This is a genomic window from Streptomyces sp. NPDC012825, from assembly GCF_042900925.1.
GTDB lineage: Bacteria > Actinomycetota > Actinomycetes > Streptomycetales > Streptomycetaceae > Streptomyces.
Map to the genome: position 1 here is coordinate 25,914 of NZ_JBIBBZ010000004.1, position 11,773 is coordinate 37,686.

General features: G+C 73.0%; 9 protein-coding genes. 6 read left to right on the forward strand and 3 right to left on the reverse strand.

Annotation, left to right across the window (positions count from 1 at the left end; translation table 11 throughout):
• Positions 1-13 precede the first annotated feature (13 nt).
• The 3 genes from ACFY7E_RS11710 to ACFY7E_RS11720 all read right to left on the reverse strand — a co-directional run bounded on the left by ACFY7E_RS11710 (position 14) and on the right by ACFY7E_RS11720 (position 3,679).
• On the reverse strand, positions 14-991 hold the full coding sequence (locus tag ACFY7E_RS11710) for a GlxA family transcriptional regulator (protein WP_389483447.1): 978 nt from the start codon (positions 989-991) through the stop codon (positions 14-16).
• Between the two features lie 144 nt (positions 992-1,135).
• Positions 1,136-1,291, reverse strand: a complete 156-nt coding sequence (locus tag ACFY7E_RS11715; protein ID WP_383434070.1) for a DUF6131 family protein — start codon at positions 1,289-1,291, stop codon at positions 1,136-1,138.
• Positions 1,292-1,501: 210 nt separating this feature from the next.
• The gene (locus ACFY7E_RS11720) at positions 1,502-3,679 is read right to left on the reverse strand and encodes an MMPL family transporter (RefSeq protein ID WP_389483449.1); all 2,178 of its coding nucleotides are present in this window, start codon (positions 3,677-3,679) and stop codon (positions 1,502-1,504) included.
• A gap of 327 nt (positions 3,680-4,006) precedes the next feature.
• Here ACFY7E_RS11720 and ACFY7E_RS11725 point away from each other — a divergent pair, with 327 nt between their 5' ends.
• The 6 genes from ACFY7E_RS11725 to ACFY7E_RS11750 all read left to right on the forward strand — a co-directional run bounded on the left by ACFY7E_RS11725 (position 4,007) and on the right by ACFY7E_RS11750 (position 11,719).
• Positions 4,007-5,347, forward strand: a complete 1,341-nt coding sequence (locus ACFY7E_RS11725) for a sensor histidine kinase (RefSeq protein ID WP_389483451.1) — start codon at positions 4,007-4,009, stop codon at positions 5,345-5,347.
• Positions 5,344-6,021: a response regulator gene (locus ACFY7E_RS11730; RefSeq protein ID WP_389483453.1), complete on the forward strand. Its 678-nt coding sequence runs from the start codon at positions 5,344-5,346 to the stop codon at positions 6,019-6,021. The genes ACFY7E_RS11725 and ACFY7E_RS11730 overlap by 4 nt, the downstream gene beginning before the upstream one ends.
• 713 nt (positions 6,022-6,734) lie before the next feature.
• Positions 6,735-7,628, forward strand: coding sequence for a helix-turn-helix domain-containing protein (locus ACFY7E_RS11735; RefSeq protein ID WP_389483455.1), 894 nt, complete (start codon positions 6,735-6,737; stop codon positions 7,626-7,628).
• 71 nt (positions 7,629-7,699) lie between these two features.
• Complete coding sequence (locus ACFY7E_RS11740) at positions 7,700-8,455, forward strand: class I SAM-dependent methyltransferase (protein WP_389483457.1); 756 nt, start codon at positions 7,700-7,702, stop codon at positions 8,453-8,455.
• Positions 8,452-10,212, forward strand: coding sequence for an AMP-binding protein (locus ACFY7E_RS11745; RefSeq protein WP_389483459.1), 1,761 nt, complete (start codon positions 8,452-8,454; stop codon positions 10,210-10,212). The genes ACFY7E_RS11740 and ACFY7E_RS11745 overlap by 4 nt, the downstream gene beginning before the upstream one ends.
• A gap of 295 nt (positions 10,213-10,507) precedes the next feature.
• On the forward strand, positions 10,508-11,719 hold the full coding sequence (locus ACFY7E_RS11750) for an acyl-CoA dehydrogenase family protein (RefSeq protein ID WP_389483461.1): 1,212 nt from the start codon (positions 10,508-10,510) through the stop codon (positions 11,717-11,719).
• Positions 11,720-11,773 lie beyond the last annotated feature (54 nt).

The following is an 11,773-nucleotide window of genomic DNA, read 5'->3' on the forward strand; positions in this document are numbered from 1 at the left end:
AGTGGGCGGGGGCTCAGCGGAAACGGCGCCGGTACTCGGCGGGGGTGGTGCCGAGACGGCGCCGGAAGGAACGGTGCAGGCTCTCCACGGAGCCGAGGCCGCTGAGGGCGGCGATCTCGGGCAGGCCGTGGGTGCTGTCCTGGAGCAGCCGGCGGGCGGCCTCCAGGCGGGCGGACTCGACGTAGGCGGCCGGGGTGGTGCCGGTACGCCGCCGGAACAGCCGCGAGAAGTGACGCGCGCTCAGGTGCAGCCGGGTCGCCAGGGCCTCGGCGGACAGGTCCTCGGTGAGGTGCTCGCCGATCCACACGCGCAGGTCGTCCAGCCGGTCGCCGGGCGCCGCGGGGGGCGTGAGCGGGACGCTGAACTGGCTCTGTCCGCCCGCCCGTTTGACGTACATGACCATCGTCCGGGCGGTGGCGAGCGCGAGTTCGGGCCCGTGGTCCTCGGTGACCATGGCCAGTGCCATGTCCATTCCCGACGCGATGCCGGCACAGGTCCACAGCCGGCCCTCCCGGATGAAGATCGGGTCCGGGTCGACGGTGACGAGCGGATGATCGGCGGCCAGCCGCGCGGCCGTCCGCCAGTGGGTCGTGACGGAGCGGCCGTCCAGGAGTCCCGCCGCCGCCAGCAGGTGCGCGCCCGAGCAGACGGAACCGAGCCGGGGGGTTCCGGGGGCCACCTCGCGGAGCCACTCGACGATCCCGCGGTCGAGCACCGGCTCCACCTCGTGGTCGCGCACGCGGACGGCACCCGACACGAGCAGGGTGTCCACGTCGCCGTCCACCTCGTCCAGCGTCAGGTCGGCCATCAGCCGGATCCCGCCGGAGGTGGCCACTGGCTCGCCCCCGGCCGTCGCGACACGGACCGTGTAGCCGGGCCGGCCGGAGCCGGCGACCCGGGTGGCCATCGAGAACACCTCGGCCGGGCCCGTGACGTTGAGCAGTTCGACGCCGGGGAAGGCCGCGACGACGACTCTGTGCGGTGGGAGCATGCGCCGATCATTCCGCCCCGTCCCGAGGGCCGCAATGACCATGTTCTGTCAGATCCGGACACGACGGTGCCCGGAGGAGCTCTGGCGCCGGTATCGGCGGCGAGGCCGCGTCGAAGGGAAGGACGCCCCTGCCGGCCGGTCCTCCTACCAGTAGTGACGACGTCCACCGACCGCGTGACCGGCGGCACCGAGCACCCACAGGACGACGCCGATGACGACGAGGATGATCCCGATGGTCCACAGGATGGAGATACCGGCCACGAATCCGATGACGAGCAGGATGACCCCGAGAACGATCATGATGGCCTCCGGTCTCACGTGCTTCTTCCTCTCAGGTTAGGCACAACTCGTGGCGGCGGCCTGCTGGGCGGCTCGTCGTCGCGGACGACCGGGAGGTGGCGCCGGTGGAGTCGCGGACGACGAGGGGGCGTGCCGGGCGTCGCGGTCCCGGTCCCGGGCCCTGATCCGCAGGACAGGCCCCGGGCGCCCGGCGTACCGCCCGGCCGTCGGTCAGTCCGCCGGTCGGGCAGTGTCCTTCCGGTCCCGTGCCGCACGCACCGGCCACCACATCCCCCGCCCCAGCAGCGCGGCGGCCGACGGGACGAGCAGGAGCGACAGGACGAGGGCGGACAGGAGGATGCCCAGGGCCGTGGCGAAGCCCAGCTGGCGGGTGGAGGGGTCCGCGTTCACCGCGAGGCTGCCGAAGGAGGCCGCGAGGACCGCGCCGGCCGTGGCGACGGCCGGCGCCGTGTGCCGTACCGCGCGGGCCACGGCGGTACGGACCGGACCTCCGCGGGCCATCTCCTCGCGCAGGCGGTCGCTGACGAGGATGTTGTAGTCGGTGCCCAGCGCCACGACGAACAGGAACAGCACCAGCGGCAGGACGAAGTTCACCCCCGGCTCGCCGCCGATGTGCTGGAAGACCAGGGCGGAGGCGCCGAACGTCGCCGCGAAGCACAGCCCGACCGAGAGCATCAGCACCACCGGGGCCGCCAGGCTGCGCAGCAGCACCACCAGGATCAGCGCGATCAGTGCCGCGGCCACCGGGAACACCGTCCGCAGGTCCCGGTCGACCGCGGTCGCCACATCGGCGAACACGGCCGCGGTACCGCCCACGTGCGCGGTCGTTCCGGCCGGCGTCGCCTCCCGTACGGCCCGGCGCACCGGGCCCGCCACGAGGTCCCGGGCCCGCTGGGAACGGGCGTCCACCGTCAGGTGGGCGTCCAGCCGGGCTGCGGTGCGGTCGGTGCCGAACACGGGGGCGGCCACCTGGCCCACCCCGGCCACCCCGGACAGCGCCCGGCGCAGGGCGTCGAGGCCGGCGGGGTCCAGGGTCCGCCCGTCGACGGCGGTGACGTACACCGTCGTCGGGTCGGACACCCCCGGTGGCAGGGCGCCGGCGATCTCCCGCGCCGTCGCGGCGGCCGCCGTCCCGCGCGCCGAGCCACCGGTACCGAAGTCCATGCGGACGCCCGTCACGCCGGCCGCGAGCGCGCCGAGGAGGGCGACCGACGCCACGAGCACCAGCAGCGGACGGCGCGCCACCAGCTCGCCGGTGCGGGCCGCCGGACCGGTCCGCTCGGCCTTCGAGAGGCTCCGCGAGGGCCAGAACATCCTCCGGCCGGTCACCGCCAGCAGCGCCGGCATCAGGGTCAGGCTCGCCACCAGCATCACGAGCACCGACACCGCCACCGAGGGGCCGAGCACCCGGAACTGCCCGAACGTCGCCGTGCCGAGCGTCGCGAAGGCCGCCACGATCGTCAGCGCCGCCGAGGTCACCGCGGTGCCCACCCGTCCGGCCACGTCCGCGGCCACCAGGCGGTGGTGTTCCTCCGGGCGCCGCCGCAGCTCCTCGCGGAAGCGGAACAGCAGGAAGAGGAAGTAGTCCACACCGATCCCGATCAGCACGGTGCCGATCATGCTCGGGGTGCCCGGGTCCAGTTCGAAACCGGTCAGGAGGGCCGCTCCCACGACCGTGCCGGCGGCGGCCCCGCTCACCACGGACACCGCGAACAACGGGACGAACGCGGCCAGGACGCTGCGGAACACCAGCACGTTGATCAGCACGATCAGTCCGACCATCACGAGGCCGACCACCGTCTGCGTGGTCCTCTCCGCGTCGGTGCGGTCCACCACGTCCGCCAGGCCCCCGGTGAACCCCGTGCGCAACCCGGCCGCGCCGAACTCCTGCCGGGCGCGGTCGTGGAAGGCCCGGTACACGGAGTGCATGCCGGGGTCGGTGGAGTTGCCGAGCAGCCGTGCGCCGAGCAGCGCGAACGACCGGTCGGGGGCGGTCGTCACCGGTGCCACGCGAGGGACCTGGGAGTAGTCCTCGGAGAGCCCCCGTATCTGTTCGTCCGTCCACGGCATCTCCACGCGCGTGGCGCTCAGTTCACGCGCCACGGCCTCCACGCGCTTCTCGTCCGCCTCCTCCAGCGGCCTGCCGTCGCGCCGTGCCACCAGCACCGTCACCGCGTCGGCGTCGGGCTCCGCGCCGAACTCCTCCCGGGCGATGCGTAGTGCCGCGGCCGCGTCGTACTCCGGGGGGAGGAAGCCCGCGCTGTCGGTGTGCGTCACGCGGAAGACGAGAGCCTGCCCCATGAGCGTCACGAAGATGCCGACCACCGCCCACACGGCGATGACCCGCCACGGTCTGCGGGTCGAGAAACCGGTCAGGGCACGGATCACGGGAGTCCTCCGGGAAGGGGTACGGGTGAGGGGAGCCGCGGGACCGTGGACGTCCGGGCGGCGCCCCGTGCCGGGTCGTCCCGGCACGCGTCCAGCACATCAGCGGCCCGCGGCCCGCACCTCGGAGCCGGGGACGAGAAACCCGCTGGGAGCACGGGCCCGCGTCGCCCGGCCACTGGGAGCCCGCTCCCACCTCCGACTCCCTCCCGGTCCCGACGCCACGGCCCCGGCGCACCGGCACCATGGGACACTCGGCGGACGAACCGCGGGTCGTCGGGCCGTCGCGGCGGCCCCGGGGAGAGCGTGGGCATGCGGGGGGAGGCGGAGATGGGACGGCGTGCGGACGAGACGCGCCCCGGCCGGGTCCGGGACGGGGCGGGCGCGGCCAGTGCGCCCGCTGTGCCCAGTGAGTCCGGCGCGTCCGGTGCCGGGCTTCCGGGCGACGCGGCCGGGACGTCCGTCGGCGGGGCCGGGGCGCTTCCTGACGTGACCGGGAGGCTGGTCGGTGAGGCCGGACCGGGGAAGCGGCGCGGAGGGCTGCGGCTGTGGAGCCGGCACGACGGCCTCGTCGCCGTCGGCGCCGCGGCCGTCGATCTCGTGGGCTTCACCGTCACCAGCCAGATGGACCGCGGCCACGTGCCGGTGGCCGGGTGCCTGGTCGTGGTCGCCGCCTCGCTGTTCCTGCTGGCGCGCCGCCGCGCTCCCCTGCGCGTCCTCGTGTGCGTCCTCGCGGCGAACCTGTCGCTCAACTGGTTCAGCTCCGTGGGCCTGCACTACGGGGCGGCCACCGTCGTCGCCCTCTACACCGCCGTACGCCACCACAGGGCCGCGGTCGGCGCGGCGGCCGTCGCCGGCTGCGTCGTGGTGCTCCAGTTCGTCCACCCGGGACTGCCCGCGCCCTCCCCGATGGAGTTCGTCCCCAACGTCGTGTCCGCGCTGTTCGTGGCCGGCGCCGCCGTCGTGGTCGGCCGCCGGCAGCGCAACGCCGAGGCCCAGCGGCGACTGCTCGCCGAACGGGCCGTCTCCGACGAACGGCGCCGCATCGCCCGGGAACTGCACGACATCGTCGCCCACCACCTGACCACGATGCAGCTGCTCGCCGGAGGCGCCCGGGCCAACCTCGACCGGTCCCCGGAGACGGCCCGCGAGGCACTCGTCACCCTGGAGGGCTCCGGCCGCACCGCCCTGCGCGAGATGCGCCACCTGCTCGACGTCCTACGGGCCGGCGACGAGAGCGACGAGGGCGAGACGACCGCACCGCAGCCCGGCATCGGCGACCTCGACCGCATCGTCGGGGACAGCCGCCGGGCGGGCCTTCCCACCACCCTCACCACCGACGGCGACCCCCGGTCGCTTCCGCCCGGTGTCGCGCTCACCGTCTTCCGCATCGTCCAGGAGGCCCTCACCAACGCCCGCAGGCACGCGGGTGACGGCGCGCACGTCGACGTGCGGCTCACCTTCGCCGTCCACGAGGTGCGGGTCGCCGTCACCGACGACGGTCCGCGTCCCGGCCGTCCCGTCGCACGCGGCTCGGGCCACGGACTCGTGGGGATGCGCGAACGGGTCGCCCTCCACGGCGGCACCCTGCGGACCGGGCCGGAGGGCGGGGGGTTCGCCGTCCGGGCCCGGCTGCCCCTGCCCACCGACCGTCGGGAGACGTACGCGTGAGCGCGACCGTGAAGGTCCTCATCGCCGACGACCAGTCGCTCGTCCGACGGGGCCTCGCCCTGATGCTCGCCCCCGAACCCGGTTTCCAGGTCGTGGCCGAGGCCGCGGACGGCGCAGAGGCGGTCCGCCTCGCCCACGAGCACCGTCCCGACGTGGTCGTCATGGACATCCGCATGCCGGTCCTGGACGGCATCGCGGCCACCGAACGGCTCACCGCCGAGCTGCCCGGCTGCCGGGTCCTGGCCCTGAGCACCTTCGACATGGACGAACACGTCGTGGGTGCCCTGAGGGCCGGGGCGTGCGGCTTCCTGCCCAAGGACATCTCGCCCGAGGACCTCGTCGCCGCCCTGCGCGTGGTCCGCGACGGCGAGGCGATCCTCGCCCCGAGGCTCCTGACCCGGCTCATCTCCCGGCACGTCACGGCCCCGGACCACCGGACGGAGCCCCCGGTGCCGTCCGGGGCCGAGGGCCTCACGCCGCGGGAGCGGGAGGTGTGGCGGCTGATCGCCGTCGGCTCGGACAACACGGAGATAGCCGACCGGCTCGGCGTGAGCGCCTCCACCGTGAAGAACCACATCACCGCCCTCTTCGCCAAGCTGCGGGTGCGCGACCGGGCCCAGGCGGTCATCGCCGCGTACGAGACGGGCCTGGTGAGGGCACGACGGGAGCCGTGAGCCACCGGACCGGGACGAGGACCGGTACGCGCGCGACGGCGAACGCCTGCGGCCGCGGCGCGGTGCCGCGCGTCCGGCCGGCCCCCCGCCCCGACCGGGTCACGGTGCCCGGCGGCCGTGTCGGGTCGCCCCGTACCACCGGGACGGTGTGGTGGTCCCGCCACTCCGTCCCGGCATGGTGATCCGGGCCCGTTCGCGCCCGCCCCTCCGCGCTTCCCTCCGTCCGCCGTGTCCTTCCCGCCCGGGGGAGGGGGCCGGCGGATCACCGGCCGAGGCGGCCTTCCGGCCTTTCCGGCGTCCTGCCGCCGGCGACTCCGAAAGGCCGCCCGTCCGGAAAGCGATCCGGCCTGTGCGTCCGCCGTACGGAATTTCCCGGAGGGAAAGGGATGACGCATCTCCTTTCGTGGCCCGTTCGGAAATCGAATGAACGGATGAAGGGCCGCGCCGGGTAAATGGCGGGGCGTCGCGCGAAGTGAGAGTAGCGCGGTCTTACGGCCGGTGGTTGACGAATCGCGCACGGCTTCTGGACGGCGCGCAAACACGCCATCGGAGGTTCCGATCAGTATGGAAAAGCGACCTGTCGGCATGTTCCTATCTCGACGGGCCGGCGGATGGCAGGCATCCCCGGAGTCCTCAGCCTTCGAGGGGGGTCGATGCAGCGTCTTGATATGCCGCGTGTCCGCCAGGACATCGCCCGTCCTGGGGCGATGGGCATGGCACGGGGACGTACGCGGATCATCCGGAGCCGTGGTGAGGAGTTCGAAGGGACCACGCTGTGCAGGCGGTTCGGGCAGGTGCAGGTCTCCGTGGTCGAGGGGGGCCCGTGCGAGTGGATCGGAACCGGCCGTCCGGCCGGGCGCCCGGCCGAACCGTACGTGAGGGTGTGCCGGCCGCTCTCCGGTGAGGTGCGGGTCTTCCAGGACGGCCGGGAGTCGGTGGCCTCCGGCACCCGGATCGTCTGTTACGACAGCTCCCGCCCCTACCGGATCGTCATACCGGGACCCTTCCGCATGGTGACGCTCCTGCTGCCGCACCGGCTGATCGGCCTCACCACCAAAGAGGCCGAGCTGATCACCGCCAAGGCGTGGTACGGGTCCCAGGGGCTGGGCGCGCTGATGTCGGACCTGCTCGTGGGCCTGGAGCGGTACGGCGAGGAGGTCGAGACCTCCATCGACCTCCTGGGCGGCAGCGTGGCGGGCCTGGCCGCGGCCCTGTTCGCGGAACGCATCCGCTCGGTCGCCTCCGACCCGGACGTCGGCAGGAACGCCCTGATGATCACGATCCAGGCCCACATCCGCGCCCGGCTGGCCGACCCCGACCTCAGCCCGATGTCGGTGGCCCGGTTCCACAAGGTGTCGCTCCGCTATCTCCAGAAGATATTCCACGAGCGCGGCACCAGCCCGGCGCGGTGGATCAGGGACGAAAGGCTGGCCCGTTGTCGTTCCGAATTGAACGATCCGGGACTCGATCATCTCTCCATCGCGCTGATCGGAGAGAGATCGGGGTTCCATGAGGCATCCCATTTCAGTCGTCTTTTCCGGGACCGGTACGGGGTGAGCCCCAGGGAGTACCGGAAGCGGAGGGAATCGGTTGAGCTCTTCGGTTGATCTCCTCGGCCGAGGCCCTCGGTCGAGCTCTTCGGTCGGGCTCCTCGGTCGGGTCCGAGAAGGAAGGTGGCATGTTGTCCAGTTTTGAATTTCCTGGTGGCTACTACGAGATGATGCGGCGAGATTTCCGCGATCTCACCGCCGAGACGGATTTCCTCGCCTCGTACGTGCCGGACGGCGGCCGGGTGCTCGACCTCGGCTGCGGCACCGGCACCAACCTGCGGGAACTCGGCGCGCGGGGGCTGTCCTGCGTGGGGGTCGACCAGAGCGCCTCCTTCGTCGACTACGCCGAGCGGGCGGGCGGCGAAGGCGTCGCCTACGTGCACGGGCGCGCCGAGGACTTCACCTCCCAGGAGCGGTTCCACCTCGTCTACAGCCTCTTCATGACGCTGAACTACCTGCCGCGCGAGCAACTGCGGCGGACGCTGCGGAACGCGGCGGACCGGCTGCTGCCGGGCGGCCACGTGGTTCTGGAGTTCGGGCACCTGCTCAACTTCGTGGAGAGCTACCAGCAGCACACGGTGGCCCATCACCGCGGCGACGGAGTGCTGATCACCCGGCTGGTCCGCCAGTCGCTCAACCCGCACGCGGCGATCTGGCGCAACGAGGAGACGCTGCTGGTGCGCGACGCGGACGGACGGGTCTCCCTGTACGACAACTTCTTCGACCAGTCCGTCCTCACCGGGCCGGAGGTGCGCGAGCTCCTGGCGGACGCCGGTCTGACGGTGACCGCCGAGTACGGCGGCTTCCGCAAGGAGCCGGCTCCCGGTCACGGGCGCGGCCCGCTGGTGATCGTGGCGTCCCGGACCGGGGAGGGTGTGGCATGACGGGCACGGACACCACGCGCCGGGACGTCGCCCGGCTGGACGGCGGCCCGGCGGTCGAACCGGAGGTGCGGACGCTCGGCGAGGCCCTGGTGCGCGCGGCGGCGTCGCCCGGCCCGGACGGCGGCCTGGTCCTGGTCGGGCGGGACGGCACGGAGCGGTCGCGGACGTACCGCCGGCTGCTGGAGGACGCCTCGCGCCTCCTGGGCGGGATGCGCGCGGCCGGTGCCTCGCCGGGCGAGACGGTGATCCTCCAGGCGGCCGACGACCTGGAGCTGCTGACGGCCTTCTGGGCCTGCGTGCTGGGCGGTCTCGTACCGATGCCCGTGGGCGCGGGCGCCACCGCGGACCAACGGGCGGAGGCTCCCCGGCTGTTGCGGCGGGTCTGGGAGGGCTACGGCAGGCCGAAGGTCGTCACCGGCACGGGACAGCCGATCGCACCCGAGGTGGCGGCGGACCCGGGGTGGGCGTCCGCGTGGCTCGGTGACGCGAGCTCTCTGCTCTCCCACCGGGCCGATCCGCACCACTCGACCGGCCCGCAGCACTCGACCGACCCGGACCACCCAACCGACCCGCACCACCACCCAACCGACCCGCACCACCACCGCGCCGACCCGGACGACACCGCGGTCCTGCTGCTCACCTCCGGCAGCACCGGGGTGCCCAAGGCCGTGGTGCTCAGCCACCGCAACGTGCTCAGCCGCACCGCGGCCACGGTCCGGACGAACCGGCTGGACGCCACGACGCGCAGCTTCAACTGGATGCCGCTGGACCACGTGGGCGGGTTGATCATGTTCCACGCGCGGGACACCTATCTGGGCTGCCACCAGGTCCACGGCCGGCTGGAGTGGGTCCTGGAGGACCCGCTGCGGTGGCTCACCCTCATGGACCGGCACCGCGTGGACACCACCTGGGCCCCCAACTTCGCCTTCGGCCTCATCAACGATCAGGCGGACCGGCTGCGGGGGCTGTCCCTCGACCTCGGTCGCCTGCGCTACGTCATGAACGGCGGGGAGGCGATCCGCGGCGGTGCGGTCCGCCGCTTCCTCGAACTGCTGGCCCCCTTCGGACTCGCGGGGGACGTGATGTACCCGGGCTGGGGGATGTCGGAGACCTCCGCCGGCGTGGCCGACTGCGAGTTCGGGTCGAGCGGCACGGGCGACGACCGGTACGTCCCCGTGGGGCGGCCCCAGCCGGGAACGTCCGTGCGCGTGGTCGACGAACGCGACGCGCCCCTGCCCGTCGGCGTCACCGGTCACCTCCAGGTGACGGGGGCCAGCGTGACGGCCGGCTACTACCGCAACACCGAACAGAACCGGCGCTCCTTCACGGCCGACGGCTGGTTCCGCTCCGGTGACCTGGCGTACGTCGAGAACGGCCTCCTGACGGTCACCGGACGGGCCGACGACGTGATCGAGCTGGGCGGGATCGCCTGCCACGGCCACGAGATCGAGGCCCGGGTCGAGGATCTCGACTTCGTCGCACCGTCCTACACCGTGGCGTCCGTCGTGACGGGGCGGGACGGGCGGAGCGAGGAACTCGCGGTCTTCTTCCACCAGCGCGGCGGTCCCGGGGTGTCCGAGGCCTGCCGCAGGATCCGCGACCGGGTGGCCGAGACGATCGGTGTCGAGGTGCACCACGTGGTCCCGGTCCTCAAGGAGGACGTTCCGAAGACCGGGATCGGCAAACTGCGCCGAGCCGGGCTGCGGGAGCGGTTCGAGTCGGCGCGCGCGAAGGCCGTCCAGGAGAACCCTCTGTAACCGCTCATGGCCACTTCAGTGGTTGCAGGATGTGCTTTCTAACCCCTACAGTCAGACACGCAGGTTAGCTCTTCAGGGCTCGACCGCGTGCGCCGGACCGTGCCGCGCCATGTGCGTACGTACCAGATCACGTGCGCGATCGAGCGACAGCACAGCGGTCCGTGTCCCTAGCGTGAGGGCGCGCGGAACGAGGACGCGAAAGCACCGTCCGCCTCCCCGTTCCGCGTCCGATCGGCCACGGTCGATCCGCCCGGATCCCCGAGACGAACACACCAGCACGCCCGAGGAGCTTGCCATGACGACCACCGAAACCGCGGCCCCCGTCACCACGCGTGAGGAAGGGCCCCTCACCCCGCAGACGATCCTGGACCGCGCCCGCGCGGCCGCCCCGCTGCTGCGGGAACGCTCCGAGGAGATCGCCAACACCCGGCACCTGCCCCAGGACGTGGTGGAACTGCTGCGCGGCACCGGCGTCTTCCGCATCGGCATGCCGCGCGCCTGGGGCGGCCCCGAACTCACCTTCGCCCAGCAGGCCGAGGTCATCGAGGCGCTCTCGTACGGCGACGCCGCGGCCGGCTGGTGCGCCATGATCGGCATGGACACCTGGATATACGCGGGTTACCTCGACGAGTCGCTCGTCGAGGAGATGCTCACCCGGCCCGACGCCATCACCGCCGGCCTGATCTTCCCCGTCGGCCGCGCCGACCGCGTACCGGGGGGCTACCGGGTCACCGGACGCTGGCCGTTCGGCAGCGGCGTCACCCACGCCGACTGGGTCGTCGGCGGCTGCGTCGTGCACAGCGACGGCAAGCCCGAGCCGGGTGCGCACGGCGCGCCGGTGAACTGGCGGCTGATGCTGTTCCGCCAGGAGGAGGTCGGGACCATCGACACCTGGCACACCACCGGCCTGGCCGGCAGCGGCAGCCGGGACTACGAGGTGACCGATCTGTTCGTGCCGGAGAAGCGCTCGTTCGACTTCACCACCCCGCGCGGCACGGGCCCGCTGTCCGCTCCCGACGCCTTCCTGGGCAACGTGTCGGGCGTCCCCCTCGGCATCGCCCGCGCGGCCCTCGACCACGTCCGGGAACTCGCCGCCGGCCGGACCGAGAAGGCCACCGGCGAGCCCTGGGCGCAGACCTACCGGGTGCAGACGGCCATCGGGGAGTCCGAGATGCAGCTCGCCGCGGCGCGCTACGCGGTCTACGGCACGCTCCGGGACCTGTGGGACCGGCTGGAGTCCGGCACCCCGCCCACCCCGGACCAGCAGGTCTCCTCCGCGCTCGCGCGGGTCAACGCCTTCCGCACCGCGCGCACCGTCGTCTCGCGTCTGTCCGACCTGGTCGGCACCGCCTCCATCTACCGGAGCTCGCCGCTGGACCGCTGGATGCGCGACCTCCACACCATGTGCCAGCACATCCTCGCCCAGGAACAGATCGTCCAGTCCGCGGGCGCCCACCTTCTCGGCGGGACTCCCCACGCACCCTTCCCTCTGGGGCTCAAGGGCTGAACCCACCACCCCGGCGTCGCGTCGAGCCACCCAACCCACCTAGGAATCAGGACA